Source organism: Haloarcula marina, from assembly GCF_024218775.1.
Taxonomy (GTDB): domain Archaea; phylum Halobacteriota; class Halobacteria; order Halobacteriales; family Haloarculaceae; genus Haloarcula; species Haloarcula marina.
In genome coordinates this window covers 2,942,641-2,966,320 of sequence record NZ_CP100404.1, presented here as the reverse complement: position 1 = coordinate 2,966,320, position 23,680 = coordinate 2,942,641, and the positions used below count along the sequence as shown (strand labels likewise).

Genomic DNA, 23,680 nt, shown 5'->3' with positions numbered 1-23,680 from the left:
AGAATATTGAGTCCTGCCACTGACGCGGCGATTTTTACGACACTTCTTCGAGAATGGTAGGTCCGTTCGGACCCCGTTTCACTCTCCTTCATGCCCCTATCGATTATATCGGATTAGTAAAGATATATACTCGTTTACCAGTTACGCTGGCTATTTGTGGCGCTCTCTGTAGACTGTCTGGAACTACTTTCACACCGGATTCTGGAAATTTCAGCGTTTGTGACGGAGTTTGTTGCGAGATATTGAAACAAAGAATATCTATGGATAAGTTCCCAAAAATACCACCTTACCAACTCTCTCCACGTTCTGTCCGTTGATTCGACGTATCTGACTCCGGCATCTTGGAGGCAAAAGCGTATCGATACCCGAGTGTAGTCGATTCTGGTACGATGGCCTTACTATACTATTCCACTGTCCACTTCGGTGCGTCGTGGCGTCACGCCGTAGTGCGCCCGGGAGTACTGACGAGAAAAGACAACCGCGAGGGAGTTCGGAAGGCGACGAAATTCACGGCGCTGCGAACAGGCTCGGTAATCACGCATCGTCCGGAAATCGCCGTTTCCGTCCTCTCTCAGCGTCGGGAGGACCGCGCGGCGCGAGCGATATCACGCACTACTCGTCTGACCGCGTCGAACAGGTCGCGGGCGACGGGCATTCCGTCATAAAGCCACACTGCCATTCCAAGTAGCCAAATTCCGAGCAGGAGGAGGAAGTACGGGTCCGGGTTGGCAGACACCATCTCGCTGCTCATCCAGCGGACGTACCCGACGATGTTGCCTGTCAGTTCTCCGACGAACCCGGTGTCGTATCCTGACCCAGCCTGCCGAATCGGCCACAGAACCCGGGCCAATTGCAGTTCCCCATCGAGGAGAAACTTCGAGCCGAGGTCGGCCATGAGATGGAGGAGGTAGCCCACTGTGAACGCTATGCCAAGCCGCGGCCGTCCGCGTGACCACGCGAACCATCCTGTGGCAACCGACACAGGCAACGCGAAGAAAACCGAGTGAGCGATACCATACCCGCTCGGGAATATGCCCAACTCCCACGCAAGGGGCTTATCGACGAGGTCCGGGAACAGCGAGCCAACACCGACCACGATTGTCGACGCACTCGTCGGTGACGCGCGGTAGACTGCGTGGACGAACAGTGAGTAGCTAACGTACCCGACGAAAGCGTGTTCCCACGGCATCATGACACTGGATGATATTGGTACGTACTCTATACCAATATAGCTGTGCTCCAGCAGGTTTCCACGTGAACTGTGGGACTAGCGCCCTTGATGCCACTCGAGCGAGATATCGGCGGGTGCGTCGTCGATACCGGAAGTTTTCGCAGCCCACTGGACGCTACGTGACGCAGCCGTCGGCGGGACGTACAGCACCGACCAACGGTTTACTCGATATCCACCAAACGCGGGTGATTCGCGCTCGCGACGTTCTGGAGCGGACACGTCGCGTCAGTGTCGTAGGCCATCGATGAGTCTCAAGGACGAACTCGCCTCGCGTTTCAGGGCTCAACTCGTAAGCAAGTTCATCACCGCCGCTGCTGGAGCCGCGCTTTCCGTTGGGCTGGCGCGGCTGTTGGACCCCAGCAATTACGGGGTACTCTTTCTCGCGCTCACCGTCGCCAGTACATTTCAGTTGGTCGCACGGTTCGGTATCGCACGCTCGGCTGGCAGATACATCGCCGAGTACAGGGAGACCGACCCGACGCAGATTCCGCACATCGTGCGAACATCGCTGCTTTTCAATGTCGGATCCATCCTCCTCGCGGGGCTGGTGCTGGTGGCCAGTCATCGCTACATCGCCACTCTCCTGAACGAATCGGCGTTGGTCCCGTTTCTGCTCCTCGGCACGCTGTTCATGGTGTTCGGGACGCTGGTGGCGTACTTGGAGAAGGTCATTCAGGGGTTTGAGGACATCACATTCGTCGCCGTGCTGCGAGCGGTCGGCCGAGTCAGCCGCGTGCTACTCGCACTGGGCCTCGTCGTCGCTGGGTTCGGCGCAACAGGTGCGCTCTGGGGGTACGTAATCAGTTCGCTCCTCGCGAGCGTCGTCGGTTTCGTTTATCTCGCACGACGCGCCCGTAGCTTCTACGACGCCACGGCCACCGCCGAACCGGGGCTCCGACGCCGAATCGCGGAGTATGCGGTCCCGATTATGGCGACGAACACGTCTATCGTCTTGGACAAGCGGATAGACACGCTCCTCGTCGGGTTCTTCCTCTCTCCTGTCGCGGTGAGCTACTACGTGGTCAGCGAGAAAGTGGTGAGTTTCGTCTTAGCACCAACCTCCGCTCTCAGTTTCACTATCTCGCCGACGTTTGGCAGTGAGAAGGCGGCAGGGAATCTCGGTCGAATCTCCCGGATATACGAAGAGACGGTGATGAACGCACTCCTTTTGTATGCACCCGCTGGTGCCGGTCTCGTCCTCGTCGCCGAACCGCTAATTACCCTCGTGTTCGGAGCGGAGTACAGTGGCGCTGTAGCCGTGCTTCGGGTTCTCGGTCTGTACGTGATACTGACGATGGTGATGCAGATCTCGGATAACGGGCTGGACTACCTCGGCCGAGCGCGCGAGCGAGCGATTGCCCGGCTGGTCACCGCCGTGCTGAACGTCGGCTTGAACGTCGCGTTAATACCGGTCATCGGGGTCGTGGGTGCTGCCATCGCCACTGTGGCAACACGCGGCCTCTACACCGCCGCGAACGTCGCTATCATCACGCAAGAACTTGACCTCCGCGCCGGATTTGTACTCCGGAGGCTCGGACTGATTGCATTTATCACGGCCACGATGTCCGTCGTCGTGTTCACTCTCATTGAGTACATCACCGGGTGGGTCACGCTCGTCGCTGTCGTCGCTGTCGGCGTCGTTGTCTGGGGAGCACTGTCGCTCGTGACTGGACTGCTAGAGACAAAGCAAGTGCTGTCCTTTATCAAGTGACCGATGCGCGAGTCGCTCGGTATGGCCGTTACGGCCCGAACGTTTCAAGTAAGGCCAGCATAGTCGCGAACACGAAGAATAACTAACTATTCTCCGTGCTTTGGCAGGCGCGTTATGCGGGTCACCATCGACACAGCCGACGGCGGATGGATGGGGGGGATGCCATGAGCGGGGATGACTCGAGTTCTCGGACAATCGTATTCGGGTTCGACGCGCTCGACTTTCGGTATCTGGACCGGTATCGAGAATCGCTACCGAATTTTGAACGACTCCGCGAGGGCGGCTTTGAGGCCCCGCTTCGCTCGACACATCCGCCGTGGACGGGGAGCGCGTGGCCCTCGATGTACACGGGAGTCGACCCCAGTTATCACGGCGCGTACGGGTTCTTTCGGTACGACGGGTATCCCGACCAAGGCGAGTTGATCTCTCGAGCGGACGTGGCGGCGCCAGCGATATGGGACTTCCTGTCGACCGAGGGGGTGCCGTCAGTAGTGCTCAACGTTCCCATTACGCACCCGGCCGAACCTATCGAGGGCGTCATGATTCCGGGATACATCGCACAGGAGACTGTCTCCGGGCATCCGTCCGGAATACGCGAGGAAGTTTCGGGCGCTATCGACGAACAGTATCGTATCTACTCACACGCTGAGAAGTCCTCGGACGGGGAAGAGCGACTGAAAGGCTATCTCGACCTCATCGACACGCGAAAGCAGGCCGCGAAATATCTGGTGCGCGAAAAAGAATGGGAGTTCGCGTTCGTTCAGGTCCAGAAGACCGACGCGGTGGTTCACAATTTCGACGACGACGCGGCATTCAGGCAGGTCTACGAAGCGGCCGACGACCTGATGGGGACGGTTCTGGAGGAGATAGCGGAGCCAGTAAACGTCATTGTCTGCTCGGACCACGGTATCGGACCGGTTCGAGGCCATCGCATCTTCGTCAACGAACTGCTCCGACGCGGCGGGTACTTGGAGACGACCGAAGGCGGGGCGACGCCATCACTCGGGGGCCGGAAGTCGGAACTCGTCGGCGAGACAGTCGACGATGACCGCGACGAGTCGTGGGCCACTCAAATGCTCTCGACTGTCGTTGACACGCTCGGCCGTGCGGGTATCACGCCGGGTCGGGTGTACAGGACGACCACCTCCCTCGGGGTTCCGCCGGCGGTGTTCAAGAGGTTACCCGAGGCCCTCGTCGACGCCACCTCGAAACAGGTCGACTGGCGACAGTCGCGGGCGTACTGTCGGCGGCACACGCGACTGGGAATCCGAATCAACCTTGAGGGGAGAGAGCCGGACGGTGTCGTTGCACCCTCGGAGTATGAACAGGTTCAACGGGAGATAGTCGACTTACTGGAACGCGTCGAGACGCCGGACGGCCAACCGGCGTTCGACTCCGTTGTGCGACGGCAGGAGTTTTACGACGGACCGCTCGCCGACCACGGGCCTGACGTAGTCGTCCGTCCGCGAGACATGGACAACAGTCTCTCGGACTCGCTCTACGGTGGGGAATTCGTCGGGGTAGACAAACACGACCACAAACTCGACGGCGTCTTCGTGGCGTCGGGACCGGCGTTCGATGAGGACTTTGAGGCCGAACGGCTCTCGCTGACCGACGTCGCGCCCGTGGTGTTGGCGGCGATGGGGCGACCGGTTCCCGAACGGATGACGGGGACGGCCCCGCGGGACTTGCTCGCAGCGTCGGTCCGCGTACGGCGCTTCGACGACGTGCCGTACGCCAGGGGTTCCCTCCACGACCAATCGTCGGATGGCGAGGTGACTGAGCGACTCGAAGACCTCGGCTATCTCTGACGGCCGAGTCACTCACCCGCCGCTCACTGGGGAGAATGCGGGGTTGAAAGGGGGCAACCCCGGGGGAAGATGTGGCGCGCGTCTGAACGCCTTATTCGACTTCGTTCGTGTACTGCTGGACCCAGTCCAGCACACCGGTGCTCGGCGGATTGAGTGACCGCATGTTCGGCGAGTAGGAGGGGTACCCGCCTACCTCGTCGTGGTGGTCGATTATCTCTCCACCTCGGTTCACGAAGTCGTCGACGATACGCTGTTCCTGCGGGGGTCGGTCGGCCGGGCGAGGACCAGCGGACGGCACGAGGGCGTCGGCTAACTCCGAGGATGGAGTCAGGTCGGACACGCTGAGGCCGTCCGGGAGGTTCATGGCTTGGTCAACGTAGTCGACGTTGCCGTCGTTCAGCGGTGTATCGGATGGGATGAGCGTGTTATCCTCCCAGTAGACGGTCGCCTTGTTGTTCTCGAAGACACCTTCTCCGATGTCGGTATCCGGACCGCCTTCCGCCACGTCGCCTATCCAGTCGATGTCGGGACCCTCGTCCTCGCGTCCGTGGTACAATCGCTTACCCCAGTTCCAGACGTAGTTGTTGACCCAGATGATGTCCACGTCGGGATGTCGCGAGCGGGGATTACGCTTCCAATTGTGCGACCAGATATTGCCCATCAGGTCCCATTTCCCGTCGTATCGCGCGTTGAACCCGTATCCGTGAGGGGCTTCCGGGTTGCTGGAGTTGTTCAGTGCCTCTGTACAGATACCATTGATGAACGCACCGGGACCGCCGCCATCGGGGACGCGGATGTTAACGTCCGTGGCCCACGCGGCCGTGCAGTGGTTGAGCAAGACGTTGGGCTGTTCGTCGATGGTGACGGCACCAGCCTTAGTCGTGTCGTTCACGTCGTCGCCACAGAAGAAGGACATGTGCTCAACGATGACGTTCTCGGCCTCTAATCGGGGTCCACCCCGAATCATGGAGATACCGGGGGATGGTGCGGTCTGGCCCGCGATGTACGTGTTCGGCTGCTCCATCCGCCAGTACGGACCACCGCCGATGTCGATGACGCCACCGACTTCGAAGACGATGACTGTCGGATCGCTGCCGCCGTTCTGGACGGCTTCGGTGATGGAACCGGACCCTTCCAAGTCCAGGGACGTGACTTTCTCGACGTTCAGGGTATCGTTTACGGCCGCGTCAGTCAGCCAGGACGTATCGACGTGGGTCTGATCCCAGGTAAATCCCGTTCCGCCAGTGGTGGAATCGGTCGTGCTGTCATCGGTCGTGTCTGAGGTACTGCCGTCGGTGCTGTCGCTGGTATCGCTGGTGGCTGCGTCGAGTGCCTCCTGCGCTGCTTCCAACGCGGCTTGCACGTCTGCATCTATCAGTTGCCAGTTTTCGTTGACTGGGACGTGCCAGTCGGCGTCGCCCTCTTGAGGAAGGTTATAGTCGCGATTTTCGGTCGGCATTGTCAGTTGCCTCCAGCGTCGTTGTCGAGCTCGTTCCACACGGCATCTACCGTGTCGAATACGGCTTGGATGTCCGCGTCTATCTGTTCCCAGTTCTCGTTGACTGGGGTTTCCCAGTCGGCGTCGCCTTCCTGGGGAAGGTTGTAGCTGCGATTTTCCGTCTGATGTGATGTCATAGTTGTTGAAGGTAGGTGTTGCTGCGTCGATCGGACCTTGATGCTCCGTGGGCGGTCAGGTGGACCAAGTACGTCTCCCCTCCGCCATCTTCGCTATACTCGGGCGATTGTCCGTCTGGACCAGACGTCGGCGGAGTTCGAGACCGGGGTTCGCTACTCGGTGCAACTGCGGTACGGTCGTTAACCACACCAGGGTAACTATCCCTTACCAAAATAGTCGTTCTCACGGAATTATGACCAGCTAAACAATCGTGGATGTGAGATTCTTACCACTTATCGTGAATCCATTAGCAATCGTTGCAGGGTAGTATCCATGATATGTGTGTTCAAGTAGACGACACTTATCGCGATAAGCAGTTACTACCAACGGATGCATCCCGAATGACGGGTCGCCCACTCCATCGGAATGGTGGCCGAGTTGAGGGTGCCGCCGCTAACGAATGTCGCGGAACGGCCGTCACACGTCAAGCCAGGGTCCGTCGCAGACCCACGGAGTGACGTGGGACGCAGAACTGCTTCAGCTCGCTATGCTATCCGAACTCACCGCGCAACGCCGCTCTCTTGGGGGCCGGAGAATCGAGAAAAACGCGTTCCGTTCGGGGTGTTACTCGGTAACCGACTCGGTCTGGCTGGTGCTGTTGCCCAGCGTATCGACGACGGTCAGCGTGACATCGACTGTCTTACTGTCTTGGTGTCGGATCTTGATTTCGTTGGCGAGACTGGCGGACGAACCGGTGACCTCGGTCACACCTGCATCGATGAGGGTTCCCGAGCCATCGGTCACTCGGATGATTACTGTATCGAGGTCACCGTCCGCGTCGGAGACGCTCCAGTTCGTCGTAATTTGGAGATGCGGGTCTGGCTTGCCCGCCTCGCTCACGGAGTACGAGTCGATGGTCGGCGGTGTGCTGCTAGTACTCGTCGAGAACGACAGCGTACTCCCGGTTGCAGCATCGCCGTCTACCGCATCGGTGACCGCTCGATACGCGTAGCTGACACCCTCCGTGAGGTTGCTGATGTCGGCGCTGAACGACCCCGTCGACGAGAGGGACTGTTTGGCGGTGGTGTTCCACGACGAGGAATCGGCCTCTCGCCATTCGAAGTAACACTCGGCCGACGATGCGTTTCCGAGACTGTCCAGTGAGCCGTTCAGTGTCGCTGCCGAGGCGGTCACAGAGGAGGCGGAGTCCGTGGTGACTGCTGGCAGGGAGTCGCTTGTAGTGAAGCGAACAGTGCTCCCCGTGGTGCTCTCTCCGTCTGCGGCATCGGCGACAGCGCGGTACTCGTAGTCCACGCTGTCGTCGAATCCGGTCAACGACGCACTGAACGACCCGGTGGTCGAAAGCGTCTCGCTCGTCGTGGCGTTCCAGTCGGTCCCGCCGACCTGTCGCCACTCGAAGTAGCAGGCGGCGGAGTCGGCCCCATCGAGGTCCGATAGTGTTCCGTTGAGTGTCGCCGACACGGCCGTGACATCGGTTACCGCTTCCGTGGTAACAGTCGGGCCACCACCGCCGTATAGCCCGTTGCCGTAGCCGTTCTCACCGTATCCATCGCCCACAGCCGAGACGTTCTCGCTGTAGATTGTCGCCGCTGTCACTGTCGTGGCAGCAACACCGACCGTCTTTAAAAACCCTCGACGACCGACACCATATCCGCCCTGGTCTCGACTGTCGTCTTGCTCTGCCGTACTACGATCTTTGCTGCCTTCCATTGCAGTAAGGGACTGTTACTGGTGGTGGTAAAATTACATTTTCACCAGTTCGATAAGATTACCACACGCTTTGTAATCCTTGCTCACTGCTTGCTAACGTATTAAAAAAACCCTTACCCGAAATCGAATGTGGTATAGGCTTCTTACCGTGGTGTTAACAAGTAGTATTTCGACGACCACGGTGCTAACTCGCTAGACAGACGTGGTCCTCGTACACGGAGGGGTCGGACCGGATTCCCGGCACGGACTACGAGCGTCCGGCGACCCTTTGGTCGGGGTCGACTCAGCCGCGACACCAGAATTACACCGGTCGCCTGTCCGTCTCATCTACAGTTACGATGCCGACGACTATCGCACCCCGCCGAACCCGCTCGACGAAGACGCGTATCGCTGTGGTCGAACCGCCAGGGCGGCGTTCACTCGTCACGGTCCGCGTGGAAACTCGACGCTCTCGTCGATGTACCGAGAACGAGCGGTCGTGAAATACTCGGCGGGGTCCTCCTCCAGGTTTGCGGGGTTCGCGAGAAATACGAGATGTAAAATCTATGACTATATGGTCTCGTCGGGGAGTCTCCCGCGAGTCGTTTCGCTCTCGTACTCTGTCGGCGGCGTTTGCCAGTCGACGGTCCCGCCCGTACCTTCACGAGGGCGCTGAATCGGAGCCTTCGGCCTGTCCGGCGCATTCGGCCGCTATCGCCTGCGGACTTTCGGGGTCGGTTCCTTGCGCTTCGTCGGACCCGCTACCGGGTTTCGGATTGACCAAGTACAGTGTGTAGCCGCCGGTGCTCTGGACTCTGTCGATTCCGGGTTCGGACTGGATGTATTCGAAGTCCTCATGGTCGAATCTGAACCCCTTCCAGAGAACCGGGTCGCGAACCCGGTCGGCCTCGGTCACCGGAATGTAGGTCTGTTCGTCGTAGTACCGCCGCAACGATTGATTACAGAACCGGTCCGGAAGTCCGTGGTGGAGCTTCTGGTAATAGATGTCTTCGGAGCGATTTGTCCCCTGAATAGCCGCCCCATACCGAGCAACATCCGACCGAACGAAACCGAAGGCAATCGAATCCGCTTGATGTTCGAACGTCGTCTCGTACCCGTCCATCTGTGTTTCAGTCACGTGGCCGGACGGGTAGTAGATGTACGGCGACGGGAAGACGACTATCAGGGACAACGCTGCGAGCACGACGAACACGAGCGCGATAGAGCGTCGTGCAGCGGTCCCTGACCATCGGCCACGAACGTACTGCATCGTCCGACCGATCATGATGGACCCGAGAATCGTCGCGAACACCATGAGCATTGCGAGGTGTCGGAAGTTTTGGATAGAGATACCACCCACGAGATAGACGAGGAATATCATCGTCACCGGGACGAGACCACCGAAAATGGACAACAGCAGAATCTGGTCGGCCCCGCCGTCGGGCGCAACCTTCTCCAACGAAGTGTGTGATTTGGCCCTTCTGAGGCTTCTGAGGACTAACATGCTCAAGAGACCGGTTAGAACGACGTACACGAGCGAGACGAGAAACAGTTTCGCGAAAACTTCGGGGATGCTCCCGCCGACATCGGCCAGCGAACTACCCCGCTGGGCAGTGCTTTCGGCGAAGTTCGTTTGCCCGGAGAGAGTCGTCAGCACGCTCTCCAGATTTCGCTCGAAAACGGGGAGGCTCCGCGCCCATAGCCAGAACACCGTCGCGTATATCGCAACTTCCGGTGCGACCCACTTGTGGACTCGTTCAAGTCGATGTCCGCTGAGGAGGTCGTAGCCGATTTGGATGGCCGCTACCACGCCGAAGAACGCGACGAGATTCGCCGCCTGCTGCGGGTGAAGCAGGACGAAAACGGGCGACAGTAAGAGAAACATCGTCGAGTGACGGAGGTTCCGGTATTTGTAGAGCAAGAAGAACGCGAACAGGAACACTGGTGTGTACATTATCGCCTGACTCGTGGGGTGGAAATTGAGGGGTGGACTCTGGTGGTTTATCGGTAGCAGCAAGAACGCGGAGAACAGACCGACGTAAGCCGTCCACACGTTGCCCGTGAGTTCTCTGACGACGAGCGGAACGAAGACGAAGAAGCAGACCACGAAACTCACGAGAACTACCAGCGTCACGTGGTGAAGGGGTAAGCCGGAGACGTAGTGGACGACGGTAGCGAGACTGTGAATGACTGGATACCGGCTTTCGGTGAGCGGCAAGAACCCTGCACTCATGTCCCGTGCGATTCCGAGGTGGTCGAGTGCGTCTCCTTCTCCAAAGTAGTAGTAGCCGCGGATGACTGGCAGGGAGACTATCGTGGTCATCGCTAGCCCGCCGAGAAGCATACCGAGGACCCGGTATTTGTGGCTTCGCACTAAGAACACGACCAGTATCGAGAGGAGAAACGCGAACACGACGCCTATCCAGAACGTCGTGGGCGTACCGGCATAGATAGACAGTTCGTATCCGGTTGCTGGGTTCAGGTACGCAGTGACAGTCGCTATCCCCAGCGCCACGAACCCGACCACCAGTCCAACCTTTGGCAATGAACCGACTCGCATGGGTAATAGATTCCGTATTCGGGAACCCTCCATGGGTAAAAAGTTATAATTCTCTTTCAGTCGATAGGGTGGCCTTTTCGAGGATTCTGGCCGAAATTCATCTTTGTAGCCGGTAGCGATAGATTCCACTATCGTTTACGAACTGGAAAGCGACTGTGGCGAACGAGAGTGACAGTACGACGACAAGATATCGGGCTGACAAAATCAAAAGGCCTCGCGGGGGTAGATAAATAACGATTTTTCGTATAATACGGTTTTAGATACTGTCGAATTTGTAAATCGGTCTCTGTCTACTCAACGGAGTTTACGTTGCTGGACTCCGCTGCGGGAGTAACCCACTGATAACTAAGCCCGTAATCGGACCATGACCGCCCGATGAGTACGGACACAGACGTCGATGTCGTCACGGACCACTGCGGCACCGTCCTCGACGCCGTCGAGGGCGCGGTCATCACCGAACGGGAGACGCTCGAAACGGTTCTGTCGGGCTTTCTCGCCCGGGGACACGTCCTTCTCGAAGACGTTCCGGGGACGGGCAAGACGCTGACCGCGCGGTCGCTGGCGGCGGCGCTGGGACTCTCTTTCTCACGCATCCAGTTCACGCCGGACCTCTTGCCGTCGGACGTGACCGGGACGTACGTCTTCAACGAACAGGCACAGGAGTTCGAGTTCCGCGGCGGCCCCATCTTCGGCAACGTCGTCCTCGCCGACGAGATAAACCGCGCGTCGCCGAAGACCCAAGCCGCGCTGCTGGAGGCGATGGCGGAGGGGCAGGTGACCATCGAGGGGACGACTCACGAACTGCCGGAACCGTTCTTCGTCATCGCGACGCAGAACCCCATCGAGCAGGACGGGACGTTCCCGCTACCGGAGGCGCAGGTCGACCGCTTCGTCGTGAAGACGAGTCTGGGCTATCCGGACGAGGACGGCGAGTTGGAACTGGTCGACCGGCGGGCGGCCCGCACCGACCGGACGCCGACCGTCGACGCGGCCGTCTCGATGGCCCCGCGGGAACTCCGGCGGGCGCCGGAGGCGGTCCACGTCGAGCGTGACGTTCGAGAGTACGTCGTCCGACTGGCGCGGGCGACCCGCGAGGACCCGCGGGTGCAGACTGGGGTCTCCCCGCGGGCGACCCAACGGTTGTTCGAGGCGGTGCGGGCGCTGGCGGTGGTCAGGGGGCGGGACTACGTCACGCCGGACCACGTCGCCCGCATCGCGCCGGAGGTTCTGGCCCACCGCCTCGTGCTGACGCCGGACGCACGCGTCGACGACGTGGAGAAGCGTGCGGTGGTCGCGGACTTACTGGAGTCGGTCGAAGTCCCGACGGTGGAGTACAGCGAAGGCTGAGCGGCGTTTTTGGCGGTCCGACTCCGAGGGTGAGGGCGGCACAGCGCACCGCCAGCGACGGATACCGGTCCCCTCACTCGATATATACGGGATTTCCGAAGACGGACCGTAGTTGGATGTAGCGGTTGTTCTTGCTCATCGAGTTCGACGGCCTCAACTGGAGCGCCCAGTCGTACTCGCCGGGGTCGGCGTCGAGCGAGGCGAGGTCGATTTCGAAGACGCCGTCGTCTGGGCGGTGGGTCGCCGTCGCGGTTCCGCGTGGCTGGTAGGCGTTATCGAGATAGAACGTCGCTTGCCACTCCTCGCCCACCGAGCCTTGGCGCGTGATGAACGCCGCCGACTCGGTCTGGTCGAAGCCGTACTGGTAGGCTTTTCCGAAGATACGGCCGCCCGTCTCTCCGATGACCGACCCGCCTTCGAGTAACTCGACGACGTACGTCGCGAACGTCTGGCGCGTGAACAGTCGGAAGTCACCGGACCAACTGCCGGGAATCGTCACGGGCGACCCGTCACTGCCCGCGACCTCGAAGCGCGGCGACTCCTCGCGGAGTCGACCGTCACCTTGAGTCTCGATGTCGGCTTCGGTGACGTCGTAGCGGTCGGTTCCTGCGTCCGGTTCGAACGTGAGCGTCGTTCCCGAGACGAGGTTCCGCACGCGTAGGGCTCGCCCGGTGTCGCCGCCGAACGCGAAACCGCCGGGCGCGTAGGACTCGACGATTACGTCTTCGGACATGACGATGCTTCCGTTCGCGCCGGAGCCCCCGCTGGTCCCGCTCCCGCTGGTGGAGAAGGCGATTTTCCGCGGTCCGTCGCCGTCGTAACTGCCGTACCCGCCGGGTTGGCCGCGCGCGAACGACCCGACGTACGAGATGGCGTCCTCGCGAGTCGAATAGGACTCGGGTAAGGTTCCAGTCTCCTCGGGTTGCTGGGTCTGTTCCGCGGTGGACTGGTCGGACTGTCCAGCCGACGGCTCTTCGGTCGGTCCTGTCGTGGCTGTCCCGGCCGGAGCGTCGGCCTGCTGGTCCGTCGCAGTCGTGGCCGCCTGCCCGTCGGTGAGTCTGAGACAACCAGTCGTCCCAGTCGCGACAGCAGCGCCAACTGCGGTGAGAAACGCTCGCCGCCGACACGTCTGCGTCCGTTCGCTCATCGTATCGTTCGAACGGGTACTAACTAATAACTGTGTCCGGTAGTGGCGAGAATTAGGACGCGAAGTGCCCGGAACGCAGGAACGCCGGGGCGCGGGCTGTCAGAGCGCGGGTGGCCGGGGGGACTCATCGATACAGCGCCGCCATCAGGACGACGGCGGCGGCGAGCAACAGCGCCAACACGGACAGCGGCAGGTCCCGGCCGCCACCGGCGAACAGTAGCGTCGCGGCCACCACGAGCACTGCGCCGAAACTGGCGCTGGCCCCCCCGTGGAGCAGTTCGACCTCGCGGGTCCGGGCGTCGGCGCGCAACTGCTCGCCGAGGCCGATGCCGTGTTCGCCGAGGTCCCACGCGACGACGGCGCTGGCGGCAGCCGCGAGCAGGAGCGTCGGCCCCGCGCGCTGGAAGACACCGGCGAGGAGGACGCCGACGACGAGCGCCGCGAGACCGGCCGAGACGAACCGGCGGGCGAATCGCTGACTGAGCGGGCGGACCCCGAGGCCGAGCAAGACGAGGCCGACGAGACCCGGGACGAGTTCGGCCCGCGCGCCGAACTCCGCGACGGCGGTCACGCCGTGAGCGACCGACCAGACGACGAGGCCGACGCCCGCGGCGGCGAGGAGGTAGGTCGGCAGGCGGTCGAGTCCGAACAGCGACCGTCCGTCGACGACCACGAGCGCAACCCCGAGGAGCGTTCCGAGGACGGCGAGTTGCTGGCCGGGCGTCGAGACGAGCAGGAGCGTCGAGACGGCCGCCAACACCAGCGAGAGCGTACTCGCAAGCGGCGTCGGTCGGTGGTCGATACGCGCGTGCTCACGGTCGCTCGCGCTCACGCGGACCACCGCCGTTGTTGTTCGTCCAGCAGGACGGTCCCGAGCGCCTTCTCCGGGTCCCAGTCGACGACCGGGACGCCCGCGTTCCGGAGCGCGTGCATCCGGTTCGCCCGTTCGGTGCGGGCCAGTCGCTCGCCGAGCGTTCCGTCGGCGGTCACGTTCGGACTCACGACCGTCGTCGGGTAGCCCGCGGCTTCGAGGGTCCGGACCGCCTGGCGGATTCGGTCGTCGGTCAGCGGCGAGAAGACGACGACCTGCGTCTCGGAACCGAGGCGTTTCCGGAGCATCTCGGTCTGCCGCTCGATGTCTTCGTCCGTATCGGCGGCGGGCGGTGTCGAGGACAGCGTCGGATGCGTCCCCAACAGTTCGCGCAAGCGAGCCATGTGCGTGGGGCCGACGCCGGGGGCGGCCCAGCAGAACTCGCGGCCGAGGCCCGCGACGCCGACGGCGTCGCGCGTATCGCCCAGCGCCGAGAGGACCTGTTCGACGCCCGCGAGGCTGTGGGCGACGGCGTTGGGCGTCTCCTCGGTCCGGGCACGGTACGCTGACTCGCAGGCGTCGACCACCAGCGCGACCGACGTGCGGTGTTCCTCGCGGAACTCGATGGTGGTGAGGTCGCCGGTCCGCGCCCACCGTTTCGAGTCGATGCGGCTCATCGGGTCGCCGGGGCGGTACTCCCGAACCGTGTGGAACTCGATACCGCTCCCGCCTTCGTCGGTGACGAGTCGGCCCGCGTGGCCGTTCGCCTGCTGGCGAATCGGGACGGCCGGAACCGGGTCGGCGCAGGAGATTTCGGTCCCGTCGGCGACGGTGGTCTCGACTTCGTGGCCGCCGGTCACGTCCCGGACGAGGACGGTGGCGGGGTCGAACTGGTGGCGGCCGTGTTCGGCGTCCAGCGCGTAGGTAAACTCGGCGCTCTCGCCGGGGCGCAACACCGCCGCGTGGCGGGGGCTTCCCTCGGCGACGGTGAGCATCGGCGGGACGCCGTCGACGACGCGTACGTCGGTCAGCGGGCGACTCCCCGCGTTCGTCAGGCGAGTGGTGACCGTCACGACATCGCCGCGCGAGGGGTGGCGGTCGTCCAGTCGCCGTTCGAGTTCGAGGTCGACCGACGGCGGGCCGACGAGGTGCGGATACGCCGCAAAGCCCGCGCCGACGACGCCGACGAGCACCACCGCGGGCCGGTCGACGAGGACGCCGACGGCGACCGCAAAGAGGGCGATGGCCACGACGCCGCGCCAGCGTCCCGTGGTTCGAACGGTCGTCACGAGTCGCCCTCCCGCGCCTCCGCTATCGTCTCCGTCGCCGTCTCACCGGTCGAGTCCGCCCGCTCGACCACCGCTCGCGCGCTCGCGCTGGCCGCGTGCTGGGTCCATGAATCGCCGCGCAGGACGTGGTTGAGTCGCTCGCCGAGCGTCGGTCCCGACGCGTCGGCGGCGAGGAACGCGGCGGCGGTGTCGTCGTCCGTCCACGTCCCTTCGTCGACCCGTCTCGCCGCCGTCTCGCGGGGGAGGCCGTCGGTCCGGACAAGCGTCTCGACGGCCGCCGTCCGCACGCGCTCTCGGATGTCGTCCTCGCTCCGGACGAGGTGTGCTCGGCCCGGCCAGCCCGTGACTTTCGTGTCGAAGCGGTGGCCCGGTCGCGGGGCGTCTCGAATCGTCTCGGGGTCGGGCGGTGCGGCCTGGTCGACGCGCTCGATAGCCCGTCTGAGCGCCATCCCGCCGAAGACGACCAGCGCGAGAGCGCCGAACGCCGCCAGCAGGAAGTAGTCGTTGCCGAGCGCTTCGAGGGCGGCGTCGACCAGCCCCGATGCGGGGTCGTTCGACGACAGCGCGAGACCGAAGACGACGACGCCGAGGCCGACGAGCGCGTACTTCCCGACCCGACGGAGGCGGGGCGCGGTCGGGTTCATTCGCGCTCCTCTAACCCGTCCAGCGTCTCGCTGGCGCGTCGCTCCTGTTCCGGCGTCGGTTGTGTCTGCCCGTACTGTACCTCCTCGAACGTGTGGCGGAGTCGGTCGACGGCGTCGGCGTCGAAGCCGGTTTCGACGGCCCGCCGCGCGCAGTCCCGCGGCGTCCGCGTCCGCGGGTCGGTAATCCCCGCGCGCCGGAGGAGTTCCACCCACGCCCGCTGAACGCCGTTCGTGGGGTTCGGGACCATCTCCGACACCTCGCCGGACCGTCGCTCAGCCCCGACGACCGTGCCGAGGAGCGCGACGATGCGCCGCCGGTAGCGGTACGTCAGTCCGAGGACCGCCGCGACCAGCGCGAGGCCCGTGAGTATCGCCCACCAGTCCGGTCCGGGGTTGGTCGGCCGCTCGGTCTGTCCCTGCGTCTCGCTACTGTCCGCGCCCGATTGTCCGTCCGACGACTGACTCGACTGGCTGGACTGTTGGGACTGTTGGGACTGGCTAGTCGGCCCGCTCTCGGCGCGTTCGGGTCGCCGGACGCTCCCGTCGCGTTGGTTCTCGTACTGTTCGTGGAGGCCCTTCGCCGCCGCCTCGACGTCTCCCGCCTGTTCCTCGCCGATGGGGAGGGCGTCGTACTCTGGGTCGATAGCGTCGCCTGGGTCGGTCGACATCGACTCGTCGAGTGTCGACGCCGAGAGGCCGACGGCGACGACGACGAGACACGCGACGGCGACCGACACGACTCGTTCAACGTTCATGCTGTCTGGGGGCGACGTACGTCGCCTGTCTGCTGATTCGGCTTCCGTCAGACCGGGGTGTTGTTATGGGGTGGCTATCGGCCGGTAGGCGACCGCTCGTGCGGGCGATTTCAAAAGGTCGGCCAGCCACGCTGACGCCGTCTCTACCGTTCCGAAGGACCCGAGTTCTCAAGTAGGGTGGTGGCCAACCCACGCTCAATGAACGTCAGCATCGTCGGGAGCGGCTACGTCGGGACGACCGTCGCGGCGTGTCTCGCCGACCTGGGGCACGAGGTCACGACTATCGACATCGACGAGGCCATCGTCGACGCCGTCAACGCCGGTGAGTCGCCCATCCACGAACCGGGACTGGACGAACTCGTCGCCGAACACGGCGGCGAGCGACTGCGGGCGACCACCGACTACGACGTGGTCCGCGAGACGGACTTGACGATGCTGGCCTTGCCGACCCCCTCCAACGAGGACGGCAGTATCGACCTCCAGTACATGGAAGCGGGCGCGGCAAGCGTCGGGGAAGCGCTGGCGGCGGGCGACGGCGACGACGGCCCCCACCTCGTCGTCACGAAGTCCACCGTGATTCCGACGACGACCGACGAGGTGCTCGCCCCGCGCATCGCCGAATCGGGCCTGACCCGCGGCGAGGACTTCCTTGTCGCCTCGAACCCCGAGTTCCAGCGCGAGGGTACGGCCGTCGAAGACTTCCTGAACCCCGACAAACTCGTCTTCGGGGCCGACGACGACCGGGCGTTCGCCCTGCTTCACGACCTCTACGCCCCCCTTCGCGAGGCCGCCGACGGCGACGTCCCCGTCGTCGAGACGGGCATCGCCGAGGCCGAGATGATAAAGTACGCCAACAACACCTTCCTCGCCTCGAAGGTCAGCCTCATCAACGACATCGGGAACGTCTGCAAGGAGTTCGGCGTCGACGCCTACGAGGTGGCCGACGCCATCGGCTTAGACGACCGCATCGGCGAGCAGTTCCTGCGCAGCGGCGTGGGGTGGGGCGGCAGTTGTCTCACTGGTGACCAGCGAGTGATGGCAAAGGATCAAGAAGGTACCAAACTCCTGACCCTCGCGGAGTTCTTCGACCGGTACGTTACGGGTGACACTGTCGCAGATGTCTCCGTACTCAGCTGTGGCAAGAACGGGTCATTCGAGTTCAAGCCGGTCGAGGCAGCGACACGTCGGCCGTACGAAGACGAACTCTATACGATCCGGACGAAAATGAATAAAGAGGTTACCGTCACTCGGGACCATCCGATGCTGGCCATCGAGAGCGGTAAACCAACAGTCTGTGAGGCTAGCACGTTGTCGTCCGGTGACAAGCTTCCGGTACAAACGAGCCTGCCGGAAGACCCCGTCGGAGCGATAGACCTACTCGAACTCGTGGCTTCCGCTGATCGCTTCGATAATTCGAACGTCTACCTGAAACCGTCGTTCGAACTCCAGACCATCGATGACGAGTTCCGTGACGTGTTGGCTGAGTATAACCGACAGTTCGACTACTCGAAACTTCACGACCTCGTTCGGAGTAACTACCTCCCACTGGATGTGTTCCTCGAATACGAAGAGGAGTTACCGTTTGGCCGCGAGGATCTGTCGATATACACGACGGTCGGCGGTGGACAAACGTACGTTCCCGCGGTCATCACTGCAGACGACGCGTTCTGGCGGTTCATCGGCTACTACCTGAGCGAAGGCCACATCAACGAAGACAACTCGGGACGCGGCTCTACCGCCAGAAAGCGAGTTTTCCTGAGCTTCCACCCATCTAAGGAAGACGAGTATGTCTCGGACGCCGAGTCGTTCTACGAGGGACTCGGAATCCGATACCGGACCGAGACACAGGAGACGGCGACGCAAATCAAGGTTTCGAGCCGTGTCTTCGCCTACCTACTCGAATGGCTCGGTTGTGGAACGGGATCATACACAGCAGCGATTCCAGACATCGCCTATCAGGAACCAATCGGCCATCGGAAAGAGCTCTTGTCTGGCCTGTTCCGGGGCGACGGACACATCGAATACACAAGCCATTCTAACGCTGTCGTGTACGATTACGGGTCCGTCAGTGAGGAGTTAATTCAGGGGATGCAGTTTCTCCTTCACAGTATCGGTATCGTACCCAGCTACAAGACCTCTCAGTCGGCGAAATCCACGAGGCCAGCCCACTTCCTCCGTGTGAGCTCGAAACGACAGATTGCGATGCTGAAAGACATGTTCCTCCCTGCAGACCAACAAGCCATCCAGCAACGTCTTGACGCCTACGACCGAGATATCAAACCGACGGGGCATGCTGATGGGGGCACTCACACGACAGTCGAGGTCCGTGATATCGATACTAACGATGCATCGACCGAGGTGTATTCACTGGAAGTAAAGGATAATCACACGTTCGTGACGACGGACGGACTGGTGGTCCACAACTGCTTCCCGAAAGACACCGACGCCATCATCGCCGCCGCCCGCGAACGCGGCTACGACCCCGCGGTGCTGTCGGCGGCCGTCGAGTTGAACGACGCCCAACCCGAACGCCTGCTCTCGCTACTGGACGACCACGTCGACGTGCAGGGCAAGCGCGTCGCCGTCCTTGGCCTCGCGTTCAAGCCCGGGACCGACGACATCCGGAACACGCGGGCCGTGCCGGTCATCGAAGGCCTCCAAGAGCGGGGGGCCGACGTGGTAGCCTACGACCCCGTCGCCACCGAGAATATGCGCGAGCGCTATCCCGACGTCGAGTACGCAGAGTCTGCTGGTGAGGCACTGGATGGGGCATCGGGCGCGGTGGTGGTGACCGACTGGGACGAGTTCGCGGCCTTGGACGACGAGTTCGACGCGATGGCCGACCCGGTCGTGGTCGACGGACGGCGGATTGTGGGGCGGCGTGAGGGGATTACGTACGAAGGGCTGACGTGGTAGTTACGAATGCCGGTCCGGTCGACGCTATTGGCGGTCGTTGTCGTAACAGGTCCCTTGATCCGAGCCGGCCGCGCTGTAGTAGATGTTGGAGAGTCTGTTTCCCATCGTCGCCCAGTCGAACCGATTGACCTGATTATAACCTTTCCGACGCAGCTCCGCCCGGAGCCGCTCGGAACTGGTAACTTCAATGATTCCGTCGGCGATACTGTTTGGGTCGGTGGGTGTGATGTATCTGGCGGCCTCACCACACACCTCTGGGATTGACGCCCTATCCGCCGCGATGACGGGCGTTCCGGCGGCCATCGCTTCCAGTAGAGGGAGTCCGAAACCCTCGTATAGAGATGGGAAGACGAATGCAGTGGCATGGGCATAGAGCCGAGCAAGTTCCGCGTCCTCAACGTAGCCCGGACGGTGGACGACGGCTTCCAATCCCCAGCGGTGGATCACCTCTTTGAGGTCACCGAACCTGTCATTATATTCTCCGGCCATGACGAGTGGAATCGGTTCGGCACGTTTCTCGTTCGCTATCGACACCCCCTGCAGAAGATTCTCGATGTTCTTTCGTGGTCGGTTGGACCCCACGTACAGTAGATACGCGCCATTGACGGTTGCCGGTTGACCGGTGGAATTGCCGAATTCCGACGGCGAAACACCCTCGTAGACGGTCTGAACGTCGTCGGGGTCGGCATCGTAGAAGGAAGCTAGGTCTCGCTTCGTGCTTTCGGAGACGGCGACAACCGTGTCAGACTGTCTGACAGCCCGCGCCATCATCGACCGGTAGTACTGTCTGGCTAGGGGCCCTCTATCGCCGAATTCGGATGGAAAGTGGTCGTACGCACAGTCGTGAATCGTCGTCACTAGGGGACCGGTCCAGATGAGAGGTATGTTGAACTGGGTGGCGTGAAAACAGTCGATACGTGATCGATACAACTGTGCCGGCAGCGTCATCTGTTCGAGTGGGCTAAACGGGTCCGCATACACACGTCTTGTCTCCGCTGACGGTCTGGCGCGCTCAGCCGTGGCTATTGTCTCACTAGTCACGAACGCAACGACGTTGACGACTGTCGGCAACGACTGCAGCAGGTTCTTCACATACCGTCCGATTCCTGTCCGGCCAAGAAACCGTGCGTCGATACCGACCCGGATACTCATCAGTAGCTCACGAGTCCCGATAGTACTCAAGCGTCTTTCGCAGGCCTTCTTCGAGGGACACTGCTGGTTCCCAGTCCAGCTTGTATCTCGTTTTTTCGAGATCCGGTTGCCGCCGTGACGGGTCGTCGTCTGGAAGCGGCATGTACTGTATCGAGCTCTCGGTACCGGTAAGTTCGATTATTGTCTCTGCCAATGTCTCAATGCTAATTTCGTTGTCGTTACCCATGTTGAGTACGTCGCCTTGGAATCCGTCGGTCCGCATGAACGTTCGCAGGCCAGCAATCATGTCCGAGACGTAGCAGAAACTCCGTGTCTGCGTTCCGTCACCGTACACAGTCAGATCATTCCCCTGGAGTGCCTGTGTCACGAATGTCGGAACAACCCGGCCGTCGTCCGGTCGCATCTGTGGGCCATAAGTATTGAATATCCGAACAGTTCGAACGTCGACATCGTACTCTTTCTCATAGGCGACAGTCAGTGTCTCGCCGAATCGCTTTGACTCGTCGTAGCAGCCCCTTGGGCCTCGGATATTCACGTTCCCGTTGTATGTTTCGGGCTGTGGGTGGACCTCTGGCTCACCGTACACCTCACTTGTGGACGCATAGAGGACGCGTGCGCCACACCTTGTGGCGTGTTCAAGGACGTTTCTGGTGCCGATTGTGTTCGTGAGTGCGATTTGGACTGGATACTCCGTGAAATCTTTGGGCGAGGCTCTGGACGCGAGATGGAATATCCTGTCGGCGTCCGGAAACGAATTTGTCTCCCGGATGTCTAGTTCCTTTATTTCGAAGCGGTCGTTGTCGCGTAAATGTTCGACATTCTCGTACTGACCACTGCCGAAGTTATCCACACAAATTACGCGATGTCCGTCCGAAAGGAGTGCCTCACAGAGATATCCACCGAGAAACCCTGCACCACCTGTCACGAGAATACGGGCCATCGTAGTACAGTATTCCAATGTATATGGTTAATTAACGTTTACGGCTGCTGATACTGTCCTCAGTCCGGTGCCATACCTACCGGAACACCTTTTTGCTTCCTGACCTCACTGATTTTATGTTCCGCTGTGTCCTGCCAGCAGGGTAACGCACTTGTTTCGTTTTGCCCGACTTCAAGCTGTACCCGGGAATGCCGGAAACAAAGCTTTTAGCTTTCCCAACCACTTCCTAATTAAACCCGCCTTCTGAGAACTATGCACACTCCCCCCTCGTTCCGGAGCAAACTCCGCGCGCTGTTCAATGTCGTTCAATTTCGGCCCCGGACCATCATCGTTGTCTTCAGCCTCGGAGTCGCGACCGCGTTTCTTGAGGGTATCGGAATCGGGTTCATTGTTCCCGTCATCCAGACTGCACGTGGCGATAGTGCGGGTAAGAGCCGTCTAATTGAGGTGTTCAGAACGGCTTACGAGACACTGGGGGTCCCCTTCACGCTTGAGACGATTATGCTTGGTATCGGGTTCGTTATGGTTTTGCGCTACGGGTCGACATTTCTCGTAGCGTGGCTCCGGGCCATTCTTGAAACGACCTACATTCGCCATCTTCAACAGCGGGGCTACCGCGCCGCACTGGATGCCGAAATCAGCTATTTCGAAGAGTACGGGTCCGACGAGATGCTGAACGCGATCATCAAACAGGCGGACTACGCAGGGTCGACGATTAATCAAGTCGTTCGGCTGTTTGAACTCGGGACGATGTGCCTGATGTATGCTGCCCTTGCAGTGGTGATTGCGCCCACTCTGGCGATTGGCTCTGGTATTCTGTTCGGTATCAGCACCTACGTGTTCCGGACACGGCTTGAATCTGGCTACTCCGCCGGTGACCGCGTCGCGGACGGGCATGAGCGGATACAGTCGGTGGTCCAGGCCGGCATCCAAGGCGCGCGCGATGTCAAGACCTTCGGGCTAATTGACGAACTTGATGACCGGTTTTCGAACGCCATTGACCAGTACACCGAGTCTACGATTACACTCCGGCGCAATCAGAACGCGATCGCGAGTTTCTATCAATTGATTGGTGTGCTGACTATTTTCTCGCTGATCTATGTCTCCCTGCGGTTCACGTCGCTGTCGCTGGGGAGTCTCGCTGTGTTCTTGTTCGCGATGTTCCGACTGATTCCCCGGGTCAGCACGCTGAGCAACACGTTTTACAAGGCACAGGGGAACCTCCCCCATCTCGTCCGGTTGCAGGAGTTTACCGAACGATTGGAGGCACGATCGGAGCGGGGTGACGGCACTCAGACACCGCCGGAGACCGTCTCCGGTGTCAAATTCGACGAGGTGTCGTTCACCTATAGCGACGGTACACAGGTCCTCGATACCGTCTCTTTCGAGTTCGAACGCGGCGATTTCGTCGCCTTCGTCGGTCCCTCCGGTGCGGGCAAGTCGACCATCGTCTCCCTGCTTGCCCGACTGTACGAACCTGACACTGGCGAGATTCTGGTGGAGGACAGACCGATCAGCGAGTTTCGGATCGACGCGTGGCGCGACCATGTGTCGATTGTCCGCCAAAAACCATTCCTGTTCAGTGACACGCTCCGGTACAATCTGACGATCGGCAACCGAGATGCGACCGAAGAGGAGATCAAGCAGGCGTGTGCAATCTCGAATGTCGACGAATTCTTCCCGTCTCTCCCCGATGGACTGGACACAGAACTCGGTGAGGACGGCGTCCGCCTCTCCGGCGGCCAGCGCCAGCGCGTGGCGATTGCTCGGTCCATCCTTGAGGACCCGGATATCTTGGTGCTCGACGAGGCGACCAGCGACTTGGACTCCATTTCCGAGAACGATGTCCAAGCCGGTATAGAGTCCATGGACAACAACTACGCGCTCGTCGTTGTCGCCCACCGTCTCTCGACCGTGACGAACGCCGATGTGATCCACGTGATGGAGGACGGGAAGATGCTGGAATCAGGTAACCACGATGAACTCATGGGTCAGGATGGACTGTACTCGTCGCTCTATCGGCACCACAAGTAGGCGACGC

The 23,680-nt window shown here is 61.3% G+C and carries 16 protein-coding genes and 2 pseudogenes; 6 read left to right on the top strand and 12 right to left on the bottom strand.

Annotation, left to right across the window (positions count from 1 at the left end; translation table 11 throughout):
- Nucleotides 1–571: 571 nt before the first annotated feature.
- Nucleotides 572–1,189 (bottom strand): metal-dependent hydrolase, encoded by a 618-nt coding sequence (locus tag NJQ44_RS15735; RefSeq protein WP_254272281.1) that lies wholly within the window; start codon nt 1,187–1,189, stop codon nt 572–574.
- A 286-nt stretch (nt 1,190–1,475) separates the two neighbouring features.
- Between NJQ44_RS15735 and NJQ44_RS15730 the strand changes: the two genes are divergently transcribed.
- Both NJQ44_RS15730 and NJQ44_RS15725 read left to right on the top strand, forming a co-directional pair.
- The gene (locus tag NJQ44_RS15730) at nt 1,476–2,942 is read left to right on the top strand and encodes a flippase (RefSeq protein ID WP_254272280.1); all 1,467 of its coding nucleotides are present in this window, start codon (nt 1,476–1,478) and stop codon (nt 2,940–2,942) included.
- 164 nt (nt 2,943–3,106) lie between these two features.
- Nucleotides 3,107–4,753, top strand: a complete 1,647-nt coding sequence (locus NJQ44_RS15725) for an alkaline phosphatase family protein (RefSeq protein WP_254272279.1) — start codon at nt 3,107–3,109, stop codon at nt 4,751–4,753.
- 91 nt (nt 4,754–4,844) lie between these two features.
- Here the strand turns inward: NJQ44_RS15725 and NJQ44_RS15720 are convergent, their stop codons facing one another.
- The 4 genes from NJQ44_RS15720 to NJQ44_RS15705 form a co-directional block, all read right to left on the bottom strand.
- Complete coding sequence (locus tag NJQ44_RS15720) at nt 4,845–6,212, bottom strand: hypothetical protein (RefSeq protein WP_254272278.1); 1,368 nt, start codon at nt 6,210–6,212, stop codon at nt 4,845–4,847.
- Nucleotides 6,213–6,214: 2 nt separating this feature from the next.
- Nucleotides 6,215–6,388 carry a hypothetical protein gene (locus tag NJQ44_RS15715; protein WP_254272277.1) on the bottom strand — a complete coding sequence of 58 codons (174 nt, stop codon included), beginning with the start codon at nt 6,386–6,388 and terminating at the stop codon, nt 6,215–6,217.
- A 604-nt stretch (nt 6,389–6,992) separates the two neighbouring features.
- Nucleotides 6,993–7,985: a hypothetical protein gene (locus tag NJQ44_RS15710; RefSeq protein WP_254272276.1), complete on the bottom strand. Its 993-nt coding sequence runs from the start codon at nt 7,983–7,985 to the stop codon at nt 6,993–6,995.
- Between the two features lie 754 nt (nt 7,986–8,739).
- Entirely contained in the window at nt 8,740–10,605 is a 1,866-nt protein-coding gene (locus NJQ44_RS15705; RefSeq protein ID WP_254272275.1) for a hypothetical protein, read from the bottom strand.
- 408 nt (nt 10,606–11,013) lie between these two features.
- Here NJQ44_RS15705 and NJQ44_RS15700 point away from each other — a divergent pair, with 408 nt between their 5' ends.
- Nucleotides 11,014–11,985 carry an AAA family ATPase gene (locus tag NJQ44_RS15700; protein WP_254272274.1) on the top strand — a complete coding sequence of 324 codons (972 nt, stop codon included), beginning with the start codon at nt 11,014–11,016 and terminating at the stop codon, nt 11,983–11,985.
- Between the two features lie 73 nt (nt 11,986–12,058).
- On the opposite strand, the gene NJQ44_RS15695 is transcribed toward NJQ44_RS15700, so the two are convergent.
- From NJQ44_RS15695 to NJQ44_RS15675, 5 genes are all read right to left on the bottom strand, one after another.
- Nucleotides 12,059–13,132 (bottom strand): hypothetical protein, encoded by a 1,074-nt coding sequence (locus tag NJQ44_RS15695; RefSeq protein ID WP_254272273.1) that lies wholly within the window; start codon nt 13,130–13,132, stop codon nt 12,059–12,061.
- A 124-nt stretch (nt 13,133–13,256) separates the two neighbouring features.
- Entirely contained in the window at nt 13,257–13,973 is a 717-nt protein-coding gene (locus tag NJQ44_RS15690; protein WP_254272272.1) for a DUF7519 family protein, read from the bottom strand.
- On the bottom strand, nt 13,961–15,232 hold the full coding sequence (locus tag NJQ44_RS15685; protein WP_254272271.1) for a DUF58 domain-containing protein: 1,272 nt from the start codon (nt 15,230–15,232) through the stop codon (nt 13,961–13,963). Before NJQ44_RS15685 ends, NJQ44_RS15690 begins: the two co-directional genes overlap by 13 nt.
- Nucleotides 15,229–15,876 (bottom strand): DUF7269 family protein, encoded by a 648-nt coding sequence (locus NJQ44_RS15680; RefSeq protein ID WP_254272270.1) that lies wholly within the window; start codon nt 15,874–15,876, stop codon nt 15,229–15,231. Before NJQ44_RS15680 ends, NJQ44_RS15685 begins: the two co-directional genes overlap by 4 nt.
- Complete coding sequence (locus tag NJQ44_RS15675) at nt 15,873–16,631, bottom strand: DUF4129 domain-containing protein (RefSeq protein WP_254272269.1); 759 nt, start codon at nt 16,629–16,631, stop codon at nt 15,873–15,875. Before NJQ44_RS15675 ends, NJQ44_RS15680 begins: the two co-directional genes overlap by 4 nt.
- 198 nt (nt 16,632–16,829) lie before the next feature.
- Here NJQ44_RS15675 and NJQ44_RS15670 point away from each other — a divergent pair.
- Together NJQ44_RS15670 and NJQ44_RS15665 are read left to right on the top strand one after the other, a co-directional pair.
- Nucleotides 16,830–19,049: pseudogene (locus tag NJQ44_RS15670) on the top strand (nucleotide sugar dehydrogenase); the annotation flags it as partial.
- A gap of 3 nt (nt 19,050–19,052) precedes the next feature.
- Nucleotides 19,053–19,547, top strand: a pseudogene (locus tag NJQ44_RS15665) (UDP binding domain-containing protein); the annotation flags it as partial.
- Nucleotides 19,548–19,571: 24 nt separating this feature from the next.
- On the opposite strand, the gene NJQ44_RS15660 reads toward NJQ44_RS15665, so the two are convergent.
- Nucleotides 19,572–20,699, bottom strand: a complete 1,128-nt coding sequence (locus NJQ44_RS15660; RefSeq protein WP_254272268.1) for a glycosyltransferase family 4 protein — start codon at nt 20,697–20,699, stop codon at nt 19,572–19,574.
- Nucleotides 20,700–20,706: 7 nt separating this feature from the next.
- On the bottom strand, nt 20,707–21,639 hold the full coding sequence (locus tag NJQ44_RS15655; protein WP_254272267.1) for a UDP-glucuronic acid decarboxylase family protein: 933 nt from the start codon (nt 21,637–21,639) through the stop codon (nt 20,707–20,709).
- Nucleotides 21,640–21,891: 252 nt separating this feature from the next.
- Between NJQ44_RS15655 and NJQ44_RS15650 the strand changes: the two genes are divergently transcribed.
- Complete coding sequence (locus NJQ44_RS15650; RefSeq protein ID WP_254272266.1) at nt 21,892–23,673, top strand: ABC transporter ATP-binding protein; 1,782 nt, start codon at nt 21,892–21,894, stop codon at nt 23,671–23,673.
- The last annotated feature ends 7 nt before the right edge of the window (nt 23,674–23,680 follow it).